At 55.2% G+C, this 17032-nt stretch carries 8 protein-coding genes and 1 pseudogene; all 9 read right to left on the bottom strand.

Going from position 1 to position 17032, the window contains the following annotated elements; translation table 11 throughout:
- Position 1 precedes the first annotated feature (1 nt).
- A complete protein-coding gene (locus tag ABC395_RS03795) occupies positions 2–616 on the bottom strand; it encodes an S-layer homology domain-containing protein (RefSeq protein ID WP_413006681.1) in 615 nt (204 codons plus the stop codon).
- A gap of 206 nt (positions 617–822) precedes the next feature.
- Positions 823–2082: an ArnT family glycosyltransferase gene (locus tag ABC395_RS03790; RefSeq protein WP_413000825.1), complete on the bottom strand. Its 1260-nt coding sequence runs from the start codon at positions 2080–2082 to the stop codon at positions 823–825.
- A gap of 87 nt (positions 2083–2169) precedes the next feature.
- Positions 2170–2865, bottom strand: coding sequence for an ABC transporter permease (locus tag ABC395_RS03785; protein WP_413000823.1), 696 nt, complete (start codon positions 2863–2865; stop codon positions 2170–2172).
- A complete protein-coding gene (locus ABC395_RS03780; protein WP_413000821.1) occupies positions 2858–3781 on the bottom strand; it encodes an ATP-binding cassette domain-containing protein in 924 nt (307 codons plus the stop codon). Before ABC395_RS03780 ends, ABC395_RS03785 begins: the two co-directional genes overlap by 8 nt.
- A gap of 89 nt (positions 3782–3870) precedes the next feature.
- The gene (locus tag ABC395_RS03775; protein WP_413000819.1) at positions 3871–4827 is read right to left on the bottom strand and encodes a sensor histidine kinase; all 957 of its coding nucleotides are present in this window, start codon (positions 4825–4827) and stop codon (positions 3871–3873) included.
- The gene (locus ABC395_RS03770; RefSeq protein WP_413000817.1) at positions 4824–5534 is read right to left on the bottom strand and encodes a response regulator transcription factor; all 711 of its coding nucleotides are present in this window, start codon (positions 5532–5534) and stop codon (positions 4824–4826) included. Before ABC395_RS03770 ends, ABC395_RS03775 begins: the two co-directional genes overlap by 4 nt.
- A gap of 410 nt (positions 5535–5944) precedes the next feature.
- Positions 5945–12048 (bottom strand): annotated as a pseudogene (locus tag ABC395_RS03765) (phosphodiester glycosidase family protein).
- 428 nt (positions 12049–12476) lie between these two features.
- Positions 12477–13808: an erythromycin esterase family protein gene (locus ABC395_RS03760; RefSeq protein WP_413000815.1), complete on the bottom strand. Its 1332-nt coding sequence runs from the start codon at positions 13806–13808 to the stop codon at positions 12477–12479.
- 375 nt (positions 13809–14183) lie between these two features.
- Positions 14184–17021 carry a beta-galactosidase gene (locus ABC395_RS03755; RefSeq protein WP_413000813.1) on the bottom strand — a complete coding sequence of 946 codons (2838 nt, stop codon included), beginning with the start codon at positions 17019–17021 and terminating at the stop codon, positions 14184–14186.
- Between the last annotated feature and the right edge of the window lie 11 nt (positions 17022–17032).

Here is a 17032-nt window from a genome sequence, read left to right as displayed (position 1 = left end):
ATCATAAACCTCCAGACTGCCCGGGCTGGGCCGCAGACGGCTTTCGTTCATCTTCAGACCGCTGCACGAACGTAACGGCCTCGGCCCTATTCAGCGTGCCGTCTTTGCCGAAGCCTTCCGGGCTCCGCCCCTCCTTGCCTTCGGCCAGCCCCACATCCAGCAGATACCGGATGGAGTCGTCCACGCTGTAATGCCGGCCCGATGCGCTTGCGAGAAGCTGCGCCGCCCTTCCTCTCGTCAGCGCTTTCCGTGCGGAAGCGTTCCGGTCGATGACGGAGGTTTGAACGACCGGCCACCCCAGCCGGCTTGCGTAATCCACGTAAGGCGAAGCCCAGTCGGAACTGTCCGGGGCCGGCTTGAAATCTCCCGGCCGGTAAGCCCGGATCATCATGGCCAGAAACTCGTTCTGCACCACCGCCTGGGCAGGCTTAAAGGTCCCGTCGGGATATCCGTCGACGAGTTCATTATCGACCGCCCATTCGATGACATCCCTGCCCCAGAAATCGCCTGGAACGTCTTGAAATACATTCCCTTCTCCGTAAGATGCGGAAGGATACATCCCCGATAAACTGAAAGCCACTAGCACGGCAACTGCCGTTTTAACCCCTTTTGTCATCACAACGGTCACTCTCCAGTCCCATTCATATGTAAATATAAAAAGACCGGACTCCTTTTCAGAAGTCCGGCCGCAATCGCCTGATTGGATGAAATGGAAGACTATTCCATGCTATCAAATCCAGGCGCGCTTTTAAAGTTACAACATTCTCCGCTTTCGTAACCATTTGCGGATATCGTTTCAGCCACGAGAGGCCGCAAGCATAATTACGGATAGTGCCGGGCAGCAGAAGAAGACCTCCGGGACGGCAGCGATCCGAAAGGCACCGCGATCAGGTAGGCGGCAAAGATCGTAAAGATAAATACGATCGGATACATGTATCTCGAAAACTGGACGAACGGAATATGAACCGCGATCACATACGCCACCGTCAGCGCCGCCACGAGGATATCTCCCCTGCGCTTGATCAAAGCCGCTATAAAACCCGCGACGCCCAGCACGCACAAAATAATATGGAGAGCCAAAACGAAATTGTAAGGCATTCCCCAGAAGTCCAGCCAGTAGAACGTCTGCTCAAAGGCCAGAATCGTTTTATCGAACAAATACCATTTGATCGTTTCAAACGGCTTCGTTTTCAGGCTGTATGAAATAATATAGCCGACTTTCTCCGTGGAATCGTCATAGACGTCCGGAGAGTATTGAGGATACTCTTTGAAGAAACCCGGAGAAGGCTCACCCGGAAGCACGCCCATCAGCATCGGATTGCCCGACGAATCCGTAAACGGAATAAACTTGCCGAAATGGACATAGTTCCGGACCCACCAGGGACTTAACAGCAGGCAGGCGGTCAGCACGATCGTCGCCGTGTACACAACCATCTTTTTGAACGGGACCCGGCGGATCAGCCAAGTGACGCCGATTATGAGCGGAAACAAAATGAATTGAGGCTTAAAATAAGCGCACAGGGCCAAAAGAACCCCGATTCCTATGTATTTGCCGATAGACGGCTTCTGAAGCGCGTACAGAGTCATACATACGAGCAGCAGGAAAATGATCTGGAAAATCCCCTCCGACAAAATTACGCCGCTGGTATAATAATTCGGCGGATACAGGGCGGCGATGGTACAGGCGATCAGCGCAACCCGGGAATTGAACATATGCCTGGCGATAACGAACAGCAGATACACGGAAGCCGCCTGCAGAACACATTGAAACATCCTGACGGCGATCGCCGTATTTTCGTAATCCCCGAATATCCACATAAAGAAAGACAGCATCAGGGGAAAGCCAGGCATAATGAATAAAGTCGGGTTCGGGTAGCTTTTATAGACGAGTGTCCCTTCCTCCACAAGCACCTTGGCCGCATACATATATTTGACGTCGTCATTGTCCATCTTCTCATAGGTGCCCAGTAAAAAATCGTCTCCGTAATAAAGCGCCGTAAAAGCGGAAACCGCCAGCACAATGGCCATGAGCGCATATAAAATGCGTTTTGTTCTCAGGCTTTCTTCTCTCAAAGTAAACATTTACCTGTTCTCCCCTCCTCAAAGGATCATCATACAACATCTTTGAGGAAGGGTTCAATCCTTTCCTTACTTTCCAGTCCGTTCCACTTAGAGGACGTCGGACGTTTCTATTTTACGGATGGACCAGAACGCGATCAGTACACCGACCGCCGCAAAAACAAGCGGAAGGATATATCCGGCACTCAGCGAGAACCCCATGTTATTCGAATCGGTGATGGTTACCAGGATGACGGCGGAAACAATCATCGCGGGAACCGATTTCTTCATCATGCCGAACAGAAGCGGAATCAAGCAAAGCCCTGCCGCCGACACGGCGCTCAGCAGCAGACGCAGAATGTGATCCACGATCATCGGGGCGGTTAACGTTTCGGGCACCATATTCAGAGAAGCGTCCGCCAGCAGAAAAGCGCCGGTTACAAACAGGCCCGAGAAGAACACCGTAACGAAGGTCCAGAGACTGACCAGCAGCAGCTTGGCTGCCATGATCTTTTTCCGGCGGACCGGGTAGGTGAACAGAATGTTGACCGTTTTGGCGTTATACTCCCCGATCACAAGCTTGGCCAGAATGACGGAGGCAAAAATAACGAAGGTGATCTTGACGAGCCCGATGATGACACTGAACACCATCTTATAATCCTGATACGCATCCATGAAGTTGTCTATCTTTTCCGCCATATGAATACCGCCGACAAGCAGCAGAATCACGAAGTTGGCGATCAGAATACCCGGCAGGTATCTGCCGATTTTATATTTTTTAAGCTCAAGTTTCATCAATTTAAGCATGGACGCCGCCTCCGTGAATAGATTGCAGGAAATAGTCTTCGAGCGAGCTCACCTTCTTGTTCAATGCCTCGATTTCAACTCCGTTCAGAAGTAAACCTTTGGAAATTTCCGCCTGTGAAACTCCCCGTTCGTAAATGCGCAGCATGGTATCGCCGACGACTTTGTAATTGCGCATACCCAGTTTGCTTTCCAGCACATAGACCGCTTTGTTGAGGTCCGGCGTAACCACCTCGATATATTCGGTATGTCTGCCTCTTACCTCGTCCATCGGCACCTGCTCGATCAGCCTGCCTTCACTGATGACGCCGACCGTGTCGGCGATTTGTTCGATTTCGCCCAGAATGTGACTGGAGATCAGCAGGGTAATGCCGTATTCCTTGCTCAGCATCTTGAAAAGGCTTCTCAGTTCCTTGATGCCGACGGGATCGAGTCCGTTAATCGGCTCATCGAGCAGCAGCAGTTCCGGACGGGTCGTGATGGCCCGTGCGATACCGAGCCGCTGCCTCATGCCCAGCGAGAAGTCTTTGACCGGCTTGCGGTCGATATTTTTTAGCTGAACCAGGTCCAGCGCCTCCCCGATGGCAGCTTTATTATGGAAGCCCATGTATTCGCAATGGAGCTCCAGATTTTCCAGTGCGGTCAGCCTGTCGTAAAACACCGGGTACTCGATAATGCTGCCCATCCGTTTCAGAATCTCGTAAGAGTTTTCCGTTAATTTTTCACCGAAAATTTCAATTTCACCGTCAGTCGGTTTAATCAGGTTCGTCATCATTTTCATCACGGTCGTTTTGCCGGCTCCGTTCAATCCGAGAAACCCGTAGATTTCCCCCTGCCGTATCGTCATGTCAACGTCCGAAATCACTTCTTTGCCTTCAAACACTTTTGTCAGCCGCGTCGTTTTTAGCAGTGTGCCCATTCCCTTGGCCCCTTTCGTATCTCCTCTTTCTTGATTCTTAGTTTAGCTTCCGGTTTTCTCTTTTTTATTACTCGATTCTTACAAAAATCTTACGTCCTTCCGTAAGCCGGTTTTTTAAGCTTCACGGTGAACGTTGTTTTCACGTAAGGCTTGCTCGTCAGCGTAATGACGCCGCCGAGCTTCTCAACCAGCCGTTTCGTGATCGTAAGCCCGAGGCCGCTTCCCTGATAAAGAGGGTTACGGGAATCCTCCAGCGTATACATGCGCTCGAAGACCCGGTCCTGATGAAACTCGCTGATCCCCTTGCCCCGGTCCCATACTTCGACATACGCATACTCTCCGTCCTCGCGCAGAGTGAGGCCCAGCATATTCCCGTCGCTGCCGTATTGGGAGGCGTTGGAGATCAGGTTGTTCAAAATGCGCACCAGCGCCTCTTCGTTCCCCATCACGTAAACCGGTGTCTCCGGCATCGCGATTACAACCTCCACACCCTTGGAGGTCAGCGGTTCGTAGAAAGCGAGGATCGTCTGCGAGCACACTTCGTTGAGAAGGATCCGGTCCAGAGGGATATCCCGGTCCCCGGACTCCAGCCGCGCCAGATCAAAAAACCGATTGATCAGGGAGAGCACTTCCCCGGCCTTCGTATGGACTTTCCCCAGCAGCCTTTGCCGTTCTTCGTCAGGCGTGGACGGGTTTTGAAGGAGCGTTTCCATATAACCGAGCACGACGGTCAGGGGCGTTTTGAGATCGTGGGAAATGTTGGCGAGCATTTTGCGCATCGAATCTTCGGTTTTGTTGTAGGTGGCCGTTAATCGCTGATTGATCTCCACAAGCCCGTTCAGTCCGTTCAGCAGAGCGATCAGCCGCTTGTCGTCCGTCAGGTGCAGCAGTTTCCCCCGGGCGGCGCCACCGTTTAACAGCTCGTACAGCCGTTCCGTTATGTAGGCGAGGCTTTCGTCCCGCTTCTTCTTGCTTCTGTACTGCGCGAAGTGAAGAAGGAGAGAGACGGCAAGCAGAGCGAGCAGCAATCCTGTCCAGCCGTTCATCCGCCGAATTCTCCCAGCTTATACCCGATTCCCCAGAGCGTCTTGATATAAACCGGATTCGACGGATCGTCTTCAATCTTTTCCCTTAGCCGGCGCATATGGACGTTGATGACATTTTCATCCCCGAAATAGTCGTCTTCCCATACCGAACTGTAAATTTGCGCTTTCGTAAAAACCCGTTTCGGGTGAACGGCAAACAGTTTCAACAGATGAAACTCCTTGGCCGTAAGCTTCAGCTCCGTTCCTTTTTTGCTTACCGAAAAATTATCGAGGTCGATGACCAGCTCGTGAACGCGCAGTAATCCGGCCGAAGCCGGTGTCTGTTCCACGGGTGCCGCATACTGCGTCGCCCTGCGGATCGCCGCTTTGATCCGGGCGGCCAGCTCGATCATGGAGAACGGCTTGGCGATATAATCGTCCGCGCCGAAGCCGAGGCCGAGCGCCTTATCGACGTCGCCGTCCTTGGCGGACGTAATCAGAACGGGAACGAGGCTTCTCTGCCGTATCTGCTGAAGAAAGTCCATGCCGCTTAGTTTCGGCAGCATCAGATCCAGCAAAACCAGATCGAACGGCTGACCGGCAAACTTGCGGACCGCTTCTTCCCCGTCGTAGGCGCGCACGACTACGAACCCTTCCTTCGTCAAATAATCGCTTACCATATCGCTGATTTCCGTATCGTCTTCCACAAGCAGCAGTGTATTTTGCATCTTCATCCCGTCCATTTCTGCAATCTGTTTCGGTTGAATCATATCATGTTTCAGAAAAGCCCGGTAGAAAGTTTGGTGTTTTTACGGCAAAATAAAAGCCTGCCTCGTCGTCCTCAGACGACGGGCAGGCTGTTAAAGCAAAGCTTTGTTCTCAGGGGAACCGCTCCCTCAGTCCTCCGCTCCGGCAAGTGCGGAATGCGGGACATGAGGGCCGATCCTAAATCCGCAAAGAGAGCGGGGCTTCTCCCATTATCCCATTTCCGCCCCTTATAAAACTCCCTGAGTCAGGAAGGATTCCTGGTGTAACCTGTGTGACTTGTGTGACCCGTGTTATCTGTGTTATCTGTGTTATCTGTGTTACCTGTGTTATCTGTGAGTGTTAACCGTTCACCGTTATCCGCCTTTCCGCGTTAACGGACGGCAGCCTCCAGCTTATTCAGCAGGTTGGCGATCACCTGGGCGCTTTCGGCACGCGTGGCGGAGCCTTCCGGCACGAATCCGTCGTCCGTGCGCCCGTTCACCAGCCCGAGGCGCGAGGCGGCACCGACGGCTTCCCGCACCCAGCCGGGGGAAGCTTTCACGTCGGCGAAACGACCGGCGTCATCACCGGATGCTTCCGCTCCGGTTGCGGATTCGTACGCCCGCACGATCATCGCCGCCATTTCCTGGCGCTTGATGACCGCTTCCGGCGCGAATTTGCCCGCACCGACGCCGCTTACGAGTCCGGCTTTGGAAGCTGCGGCAACGGCGCCCGCATACCAGTCCTCTCCGGACACGTCGGCGAAGGCCGGAACCCCCTCCGCCTTGAGATTCAGCAGACGGACAAGCATGGCGGTAAACTCGGCCCGCGTCACTTCCCGTTCGGGAGCAAACGTATGGTCGGTCATTCCGTCAATCAGGTGCCGGGCCGTCAGTTCCCCGATGACTCCGGCAGCCCAGTGGCCTGCGGGCACATCGGCATAGGCTTTGCCGTATTCCAGCACGGCGTACGCGCCGAAATGGCTCACATCTGCCGAGAGCTTGCCCGGACGCCAAGTACCACCGGCGTATTCCAGAGCGCCGCTGCCGGCGATATGATAGACGCCCGCGAGCCTTGCGTTCACGTTCTCACCGACCGGGAGCTCAATCGCGACCGGCTTCGCAAACGTCGTCAGCTCGCTAGTCTTGCCGTCTTTCGTCGTGACGGTCAGGTGCAGCTCCAGCACATCGCTTCCCGCCGCAAGCCGTGCGCCGGAAGCCGCCGATGCGCTGCCGAGAAGCCTGCGGGCTTCTTCGCCGGAGAGCCGGACCGCGCTCAGCTTCAGCGTGCTGCCCTGCCGCTCGGCGGCAGGGACCAGCTCGCCCAGCTCGCGCAGGACGGCTGCCGGAAGCGTCACCGCCACGTTGCCCGCTTCGACGCGGACGGCGGTGCCGTCCAGCAGCGCGCCGGCATTCCCCGGCAGCGCCAGCTCTTCAAACGGCGCGGACGTCGTGAACGTGACCGCGCCCCGGTCTTTCATCGCCGCCAGCTCTGCTGCGGTGGCGGCAAGCTTCCCGGCGGATCCGGGCTGCGGCTTCACGGGCGGCTCTACCGGCGGCATGGTCGGACTTCCGCCGCCGCTGCCGCCGCCGGAGCCTCCTCCGCTGCCTCCGTCACTGCCACCGCTGCCGGAAGCTTTCACCGTCAGCTCGTACTGCGCGGTGAACCCGCCGTAGACGGCGGAGAGGACGGTCGTCCCTTCCGTCAGGGCCTTCACCGCACCATGCGGATCGATCTGCGCCACGGCCGGACGGCTGCTGCTGTAAGTCACACCGTCCAGCAGTTCGAACCGACTGTTGTCCGTGTATACCGCCCGGGTTACCGTCTGATCGGTCTCCCCGACTTTAAGCGAACCTTTGCCGGACAGCTCAATCGAGGCAAGCCCTCCCGACGGAAGCCGGTCCACCGTCACGGTCGTGTCTCCGTACACATCGGGCGACATGGCGCTCGTTGCCCGGATTACCGCCGTACCGAGACCGGCCGCTTTCACCAAACCATCGGCCGTAACGGTCACGGCGCCAGCCGGACTCGAGCTGTATACGGCCCATGTCACGCTCTTGTCCGTCGCCTCAACCGGTTTCACGGCGGCGGTGAGCTTGACATTTTCCCCCACGGCGAGCTTAAGATCTTGCTGTTCAATTTCCACGGATGCCGGAGGCACCGATTTTTTATTCAGGCTGAATTCGTCCACGACCCGGCCGCCGACCGTTTTCGTCACGAATTTCAGCTCGTCGCCGTTAATCTCGACGGAAGCATACATTTGCGTCTGCTCCTCGTCGATTACCCGCTGCCAGTCCCGTTTGGTGACCGGATAAAATTTCGGGCCGCTGGAGCCGGCGACCACATAGGTCGTTCCCTGTCCGTCCGCCACGATTTTGTTATTTTTCATGGGGAAGGTTCTCAAATAAATATGATCGTGCCCGTTCAGCACAAGATCCACCTTGTTTTCTTCAAGGACAGGAGCCCATAAATTCCGGATTTCGGCGGTATCGTAGATGCTTCCGTAAGGACCCCGGTGGAAAATGGCCACCTTCCACTTCTTGTTCGTCTGGGCCAGATCCCGCTTCAGCCATTCTTTCTGCTCTTCGTACTGGTATTCGCTGTTCAGAACTACGAAATGAACGTCCTTATAGTCATAAGAAAAGCTGCTGCCCTTCAAGCTGTCCAGTCCGGTGCCCGGCTGGTTGAAGTGTGCCAGGAAATCGCTGTTTTCTCTCGTTCCCATCACTTCATGGTTGCCGATCGTACCCACCAGCGTCGTGTTCAAAAACGCCTCCTGGGCCGCCCCGAACCACATGTTCCACTCTTTTTCGTTAAAGCCTTTGTCGACCATATCCCCGGCATGAACCATAAATTCCGCATCGGGATTGTCGGCGACGGCCTTTTTCACCGTATTGCCCCATAAATTAAAACCGGCCTGATCGCCTGCCTGGGAATCCGCGAAATACAGGAATTTCGTAGGGCCGCCCGCAGATTCCGCCGTCTTGAACGTACCCTGCCTGCTCGTATGGCCTTTACCGTCCCCTACGCGGTATACGTATGAGGTTCCCGGCTCCAGACCGTCCGCTGCCGCTTTATGAATACGAATCGTTCCGATATCCAGCGTACTGTACAGGCTGCTGTCACCTGTAATCCGTTTGACGCCGCCGCCCTGAAAATCCGTAAACTCCGACTGTTTGACGAGTTCGACCACGGTCGGTTCGGTCCCGGGATTCGTATGCCAGATAAACGCGCGGGACGTGGCCGGGTCGGAGCCCATGTTCACGGCGATGTTATACGGCGTCTCGCTTCCTCCGAGAGGAGAGACCGCGAAGACGGCGACTCCGCTGTAGGCGTTCCCTTTAGCCGCCTGGAGCTTGTAGCTTTTGACGGCGGCCGTCAGCGAACCGGTCCGGAGCTTGCCCTGCGCGTCCGTTGTTCCGATGGAGGAACCGTCAGCTAGCACCGTGGCGCCTTCGACAGCGGCTCCGCGCTCGTCTTTCACGACGAACTCCGTCTCGTAGCCCTGCACGTGGCCGTATTCGTTCCATTCCAGCTTCAGCTGATTCTTAATCTCCGAAGACAGAGGCAGGCCGAAGAAGGAAAAGCTCGTATCTCCCGTATTCGCAAACGAAACGGAGCCCGATTTAAAGGCGATGGAATTCGCTCCGGCCGCATCCTTGCGGATGTCGTACTGAATTTGGCCGATGATATCCCGATCCGTCAGGGAAGCCGTCTGGAGCTCTTTCATCTTCAGGCTTACGAGGCCCGATGCGCCGTCAATGTCGGCCGTCAGACTGCGTGTCGCTTAGCTTCAGACCGCGGACAAGGCGGATGTTTTCCACTTTTCCGGGATCGAAGGCAAAATCGATATGCCCGTTTTTGATGCTTGCGGCTTTAACTCCTTTGACATCAATGGAGTACGTTCCGCCCGCATACACTTCTTTAGGCGTGTCATACACGATTTTGGCCGAGCCCGTGTCTACGTTGAACGTCCATTCCTTGGCCGTCTGGTTGCCCGACAGGTCGCGGACCGACACCTTCGCCTGGTGAATTCCGTCCGCCAGAGGCGTACCCGGCGTGTAATAGATCCGGCCTTCCGGCGGATACAGCGTATGCGGGACCAAAGCCCCGTCGAGATAAAACCGGATTTTATCCGGATCGATCAAAGTCGTGCCGGGATGTTTGGCAGGATCGTAGCCGTAGTCTTCCCCGTACACTTTGATCGTGGGCAGATTCGTTTTGATCGTTTCGCCTTCGGCGGGCGAGAAATTTTTCAGGACAGGCGGGTCCATATCGTCCTTCGCAGGCCCGTAAAGCGCCCGGATCTGGTCGACGTAGATCGCTCCGGCATCCTTCTTGGCCGAAGAGGTTTCCATATAGCGGACCGGCATATCCATCGTCAGCGGAAGCGTTCTTCCTTTGGGCACGACGGCCTCCAGGTACTTCCATCCTTTGAAATCGACCCCTACCGTCTGGTCGACAAAATCAAGCGCCACGGCTCCTTTGCCGTCACGCATTTGCGCGCGCAGCCAGTGCTTGTTCCCATCCCCGTATACCCACATGCTGATCTTCTCGGGATATCCCGGAATCTGGATCGGCTGGGCGCCGGTTTTTACTTGCAGATAGGCACCCGAGGTTCCCGGCATCCCGGTAAAATCATAGGCCAGTTTCAGCGAGTTTTTACCGAAACGTACGAATTCCTCATCCGTTTCGATGCTCACCTTGGTGCTCTTGAACTGGGCGCCCGCACTCGGATTGTAGCGGTCCAGCCCGTTCTCGAAGTCTTCCAGAATAACCGGAGGAACACCTATATGCACATCCAGCGATGTTTCTACATTCTTGTATGTGGCATAAATCTTCCCGGTTTTCTCGGTTTCGGCCGTGGCGGTGAACACTCCGGCGGCGTCGATCGAACCGATCGGCCCCTCGGTACGCCATTGAATCCGGCTGTTATCCGCCTGAACGACCTGTCCGTCCCGCAGGGCCGTTATTTTCAGCGTCTCCGAGCTTCCGGACGAGAACGTCTTGACGGCATCGGCAAATTTGAGCTCGGTCAAATCTTCCACCACTTCCACCTTTCCGGTTCCCGTCAGCCCGCCAGAGGCCGCGGTGATGACGGCTTCGCCCGCCTTGCCTCCGGCCGTAAACGTACCGTCCGGGGCAAACGTTCCGACTGCCGGATCGATGCTCCACTGGGGAGTCCCGTTAAAAGTCGCGGGATGCAAATTGGCATCCACGGCAGCCGCTTTGAACGCAGCGGACGAGCCGGTCAGCACACGCTCCGTCTGCGGCTGAACGACCAGTTTGTCCGCAGTGCCTTCCGGAGCTTTGTTGACAAGCAGGAGGCCGTTGGCGGTTTTGCGTTCTCCTCCGTCGGAGGGCGTGTTCAGAATTTTGCGCGTTTTCTCGCCGGGCATCCGCGCCACGAAGGTGGAGGATCCGCCCCCGTCGAGGTTCAGCGCATGGACGGCGCCGAGGTCCTTCATCAGCCGGCCCAGCTCCGTCAAGTCCACGCCTTCGCTGAAGCCCGGCTGACGGCCGTCGATTTCCAGCAGGATCACAGAGCCGTCCGCTTTCGTGCCGACGGCGGTTCTCGGATGCGCCGCAGGATCGCTGTGCGGCTGGGCAACCCCGTTCTTGACGAGCAGCCCCGAACCGCCTATCGCTACCCGGACGTCCTTCCACTGCCCTTCCAGCTCAAAGCTGGCCGTGACGTCATCGCCGGGTTTCAAAGCGGCCAGCGTATCACGGAACTTGCCCGAAGCCGACAGCACCACCTGGCCCGCGGTCAACGGGCTGTTTCCTTTGTTTTTATGAACTTCGGACACTTTCATCGCCAGGGTCTGGCCGCTTTTCACGGCACCGCCGGTCACATCGAGCACAACTTCGTCCCCGAGGTCGTTGGTCATCGTCGACGTATGAAACTCGGGTGTGTAAAGAACGAGCGATTCCGTTCCCCTGAGCCGGTTAATGTCCGTCAGGGAGCTGCTCTGCCCGCCTAACCTAAGGGTCCGGGTCAGCTTCGGACTCAGCCCGTAAAGGCTCGTACCGTCGGCTTTTAAGCCGAAAGCGTCACGCCCCTCAGGCGGACTCGTCAAAATTTCCCCGTCGCCCATAAACAGACCAAGGGGAATCCCCGTAGACATATCGTAAAAATCCCCGTTAACGGCCGCAATAACCCGGTTGCCCGCCCGGTCCGCATCGGCAGCCATCTGGCTGACGCCCTGCATGCCGTAAACCTTGCCTCCGGTTTTGCCCGCCTGCAGACTCCAAAGCCGCGTTTTTGGGATCGAACTCCACAAAATGGAGCTTTTCCGGTCCCCGGTCCAGCTTCATATCCATCCATTGGTACGTGGCGCCGGGTCCGATTTCCACCGTCCGCTTGTCCACGATTGGTCCTGCCGAAGCTGTCGCTCCGGGCACCGCCGCCAATCCCTGTCCTGCCGGCAGCAGGAGGGAACACAGCATCATTCCGCTGAGAAAAGATGCCAGTCTCCGTCTGTTTTTTGCCATTGTCGTCACATACCTCCCAAGCTGGTTCAAAGTTTGTCGTCATTTCCGCATTCCGGCTGTTAAGCAGTGGCCGTGTCAGGAAAGTATACGGTCGCCTTGTAAACTCCACCCCCTATCTTTATAAAGATTTTATGAACTCGGCGGACTTTCATTCATGATTTAGAAAGGCCGCCATCTTTTTCTATTATCAGGGAAAGAAAGCGCTTTTTGAAGTATTATTTTATTGTTTAATTTAAATATGGCAAAAAATTTTGTTCATTTTCTCTTTTTTGAGCATGAAAAAAGGCACCGAAACCGTCCTCGCGGAACGATTTCGACGCCTTTCCTTTTGTTGCTTCCGGAAAAATTTTTTTGCATTTCCGCCCTCTTAAGGGGCCCGCCGGACACAACCTCATTCCTGCAGTTCGCTGAGCCGCATTCTTACAAATTTATCGACGAAGTTGAGACGGACTCACTTTTTGAATTTGAACAAGTATATCAAACGTTTTGCCTAACGGTATATCAAACGTTTTCGGTCTATCCGGGGCTTCCTTGATTACTCCAAGGTAAATCGGATGTTTTTCATTTAACCAAGTTTTTGCCGCTTCGTCTGCCTTACGTAAATCAACAAAAAATTGATCTTTTTTGACTTGTCCGAAAACGTGGTTATAACTGTTCGGATCATCTAAATTCAAGGTTCCGTAGGGGCCGAATTCATCGTTACTGTTGTATACATTATATTGTCCTTCATAAACGGATGTTCCGATAGACACATACCGTTCGCCATAATATTCCGCCAGATGCTCCCCGGCTACTTTAGGGTATACAAAAGGAATCATATTTGTTTTCGAAATGTGTCCGTTATGTGCCCATACGATAGTTTTTCCTGCATGTTCTTCGGTCCACCTCGCATTTTCATACATGCCGATATCATGTTTCAGATAAAATTCCGACGGATTATCAGGAGGGGATGCCAACATTCCAGTAAACTGTTCAATAATACGGGCACTTTGTTTTATCCATGCGAACTCTTTGGACTCTCCATTCAGATCACTTTTGTTTTCTTCCAATAGAGCACTGATCCGTTTCGCATCCGAGACATACTTGTCTTTCTCTTCTTGCGTGAGGCTGCTAAAAGTTTCCAAATCCTTTGTTACGGGAATAAGGCCTTTTATCTTCTCTTCCAGAGCAGGCACAAGCTCGGAATGGTTTCGTTTTACATAGTCCAATATTTTTTTGTAAACATTTTCTTTTACTGATTGCATATCCATCCCGATGACACGCACTTTGGTTTTATGTTTCGGATCAGCATTATAGTCCCGAATCCAGTCAAGCAGATTTACTATCTCTTGCGTGTTAAACGGGGTTGTCAGATGTTCGCTCGGGTTTCCCTCACCGGTCAGAACATAGCGATCAAGTTCCAAAGCTCTGTCCCATCCCTCTTCCAACACTAAGTTGGTAAAACCCTTTTCAGATACCAAATAATTAACAATCCGCTGTTTCATTGTAAAAACTTCATGAGCCCCGTGCGTAGCTTCGCCTAAACCTACAATGGAAGCCGAGCCTACCATATCGTTAAGCGGTTTTAAATCGTCGAAAGCTGCGGCCGGATCCGTTGATTTTAAAGACTTTGCATTCGCTTCTAACCATTGCGCTACCTGATTTGCAGGGCTTGCAGCCGTAACCGGAACTTCTGTTTTCGGATTTGCCTGAGTACAACCTACTAAATTAGTCATTATTATAGCGGAAGCACCCAATACCATAATCAATTTCTTTTTCATAAAAACCTCCCGAAATCCTTGTTTATTCATTTTTTGACACCCAGGGGACTTACGTTTTAACCGTTTATTCGCTTGTTACGGTTAAGATAAATTTATTCTAGTTGCTAAAACTCACTTATTTCTTACTCGGTTCTTACAAAATCCTTAATTCACTCCTGCCCGGGGAAAAGCGAATAACTCCCTTCAAAAATAAAGGGAGCGGGTTATCGGGTTATTCATTTCGCAAGCTTAATGCTCAAGTCATTCGTTTTTCAAACGGTTACTTTTATAAAAAAAAGACGTCATCCTTTCTAATCAAAATAGATTAGAAAGAATGACGTTTTGGGGGTCCTTATTTGGGTGCTTAAGAGGAATGGAATCTCATAGCTGATGCGGTTAGTGCCCGCCCACCAGCTCCAGTCTGACGCCGTCAGGATGGCAGCCCTCTTCGTCGTACAGAAGGACTTCGTTGCGTTTCTTCAGCAGACTGACCGGAATCTTGTAGGATTCCTGGGGTCCGATCTGCCAGTAGCGGCCCAGGCAAAATCCGTTGACCCACAAAATCCCTTTGCTGAGTCCGTCGAGCGTGATCTTCAGCTTGACTCCGTCCGGCGCACCGGTCTCAACCGTATCGCCGGCGCCGCCTGTGTGCTCTAATTCGGTGCCGCCGCTTTCTTGCGGCCAATCGAACGAAGCTTTAAACCAGCGGGGAAGCTTGTCCCGGCCGGGGACCGTGTCCCCTGACGGCATTGCCGCCGCGTTCGGTCCCGTCTCCGGTTTCGCCTCCAGTGGGGACCAGTCCGTCACACCGGCAGGATCGGCCGCGCCTGACGTCACCCAGCCCGAAATTCGCGATGCGGAGGCGTACAAGTAGAGCTTCATCTTCGGAATGTGAGTGATCCCCTGCGCATCGAACTCCAGCTCATTGCTGCCTTCCCGGAGCAGACTCCCGATGTCCGCCACCCCGTACGGAGCCTCGATACGGTTCCAAGCCGTCTCGTTGTAGAGCTGGGGAACGACCTGCCGCCCGTTTACGCGCAGCCTGGACAATCCGTACCCCACGATGACACCGCTGTCGAACGGCCCTCCGGTGTGCAGCGTCCTGTATAGGCCGATCCGTCCTTCGATTTCCGGCAGAGCACGCAGCGAATGGACGCGTCCGGCGCCGTCAACCTGCCAGCCTTCCGTCAAATCGGCGGTAACTCCGTCCAAGCTCGGCATCGCGCTGAGCCCTTTCGGCTCGGCAAGCGTCTGGGTAAAGTTGTAGCGGCCCATATTCTGCACGAGAATCCGCAGCCGGTTGGTTCCCTGCCGAAGCGGAATATCCAGCGCCGCCGCTCCGATCTCGGTCGTCTGTCCGGCGTACCGGCCGTTTACGTAAACCCTCGCCGGGTCCTCGATACGAGGCAGCGTGAGCGTACGGAGGGCCTCCTCTGCGGATTCGACCTCGGCCTCGTAGGCCAGGTATCCGCTGAACCGGCCGAAAGACGTAAAGTCGAGCGGAGCTTCGGCTTCGCGGGAATCCCCCTTCGCGGCATCCTGCTCGGCAGACTGCTGCCAGTCCGTCAGAAGGGGAGCCGTTCCCCGGGCGGCCGGGACAGAGACCGCCTCCGCTTCGACTGCCGCACGGTTCGTCACGGTAATGCGGGCGAGTTCCGTCCCGCCGTGCCGGACCGTGATCGTCTGCGGCCGTTTCCCGTGGAACAGCGTAAAGACGAGGCGGCCTTCTTCGTCCGTATGAACGCGCTGCGGCTGCGGGCAGTCCGCTTCCAGTCCGCGGAGTCCGCCCGCGGAAAGAACGAGCGCGGACTGCTGGCCCGCTTCGTGGTACACGGTGCCTGTGCCGCGGTCGAAGCCGGTCGTAAAGCCGGTCATCGCCTCCAGAGTGACCGGCACGCCGGACCCGGTGCTTCCGATTTCCACGCCGCATACGACCGGCAGGATGGCTCCCGCTTCCACCGTGTAAGGGAGCGGGGAGATCGGCTTCGCGGCCTGGGCTTGGCCGGAAACCGGAACGGATGAAGCTCCGGCATCGGCGGAAAGCCGCTGTCCGGCTGCGTGCGGCACCTCAGTTTGCAAGGAATCAGTGTCTCCCGGAGGAGGACATCCGATGCCGAACTTTTGCAGATCGAGCATCCCGTTCAGACGCTCCGTATCGTCATTGTGAATAAAGAGGATCGTCCCCTGCGGGCCGGATTTCTTTTTGGCGGCCGAATGTTTGCCCAGCGGAACAAAGGCTGTGCCGTCGGCGTTTTCAGTGAGGAGAGGCTCCATCCAGCGCACGAAATCATGGACGAGCTTCAGCGCTTTGTATTTGGCCGTGGGTCTCAAATATTCGTCGAGCGCCGCATCGTAATCGTAGGAGGTCGTCATAAACGTGTGCTCCCCGATCGTCCTGCCGCCCCAATGCCCGAAGTTCGTGCCGCCGAAAAACATGTAATAGTTAATCGCCGTAAATCCTTCGCGGATCAGCTCGTATGTTTTGCGTTCCACCTGGGACGCCGTTTTCTGGTCGGCCCGCGGTCCGCCCCACTGCTCGAACCAGCCGATCCAGAATTCCAGGACGCCTTTGGGCTGGCCGGCGAAGCGTTCTTCCAGCGTGCGAGCGTGTTCTTCGGCATGGGACCAGAAATTGCGGAATTCGACCGCTCCGTCCACAGCCCCGTAGCAGGTAACCAGCGGAACGTCGATTCCCCGTTCTTTCAGCCCGTCCCGCAAATATTCCATATACGCTTTATCCGGCTTGCCAAGCGCCTGGAACTCATTTTCCACCTGAACCATAATAACGGTGCCCGATTTCGAAAAAAGACGGGGAAGAACGATTGGCACAAGGCGGTCCCAATACAGGTCCACGTACCGCAGGAATTCCCGGTTGAACGTCCGGTACTGCATGTCCGGCTTCCGTTCCAGCCAATAAGGCAGTCCGCCCATATCCCACTCCGCGCAAATATACGGTCCCGGCCGCACGATGACGTAAAGATCTCGCTCGGCGCACAGGTCGAGGAACGCTCCCAGATCCTTGTCCCCGCTGAAGTCCCACCGGCCTTCCTCTTCTTCGTGCCAGTTCCAGGGGACATACGTTTCGATGCAGTTGCAGCCGGCCGCCTTGGACTTGTCGAGCACTTCGGCCCACTCCGCTCTAGGCAGGCGGAAATAATGGACAGCCGCGGATAAAATAAACAGCCGTTTGCCGTCGATGATCCAGCTGTTGCGGTCATATTGTACACGGGTCATGCGCACGTAAC

It is taken from the genome of Paenibacillus canaveralius (assembly GCF_047238265.1).
Classification (GTDB): domain Bacteria; phylum Bacillota; class Bacilli; order Paenibacillales; family NBRC-103111; genus Paenibacillus_F.
Note: the sequence above shows the minus strand (reverse complement) of the source record. Positions and strands in the feature narration are given on the sequence as shown.

Bases quoted from the DNA above. Each gene is read 5' to 3' on its own strand.
- ABC395_RS03795 (WP_413006681.1), bottom strand. From the start codon at position 616: ATGACAAAAGGGGTTAAAACGGCAGTTGCCGTGCTAGTGGCTTTCAGT.
- ABC395_RS03790 (WP_413000825.1), bottom strand. From the start codon at position 2,082: ATGTTTACTTTGAGAGAAGAAAGCCTGAGAACAAAACGCATTTTATAT.
- ABC395_RS03785 (WP_413000823.1), bottom strand. From the start codon at position 2,865: ATGCTTAAATTGATGAAACTTGAGCTTAAAAAATATAAAATCGGCAGA.
- ABC395_RS03780 (WP_413000821.1), bottom strand. From the start codon at position 3,781: ATGGGCACACTGCTAAAAACGACGCGGCTGACAAAAGTGTTTGAAGGC.
- ABC395_RS03775 (WP_413000819.1), bottom strand. From the start codon at position 4,827: ATGAACGGCTGGACAGGATTGCTGCTCGCTCTGCTTGCCGTCTCTCTC.
- ABC395_RS03770 (WP_413000817.1), bottom strand. From the start codon at position 5,534: ATGCAAAATACACTGCTGCTTGTGGAAGACGATACGGAAATCAGCGAT.
- ABC395_RS03760 (WP_413000815.1), bottom strand. From the start codon at position 13,808: ATGAAAAAGAAATTGATTATGGTATTGGGTGCTTCCGCTATAATAATG.
- ABC395_RS03755 (WP_413000813.1), bottom strand. From the start codon at position 17,021: ATGACCCGTGTACAATATGACCGCAACAGCTGGATCATCGACGGCAAA.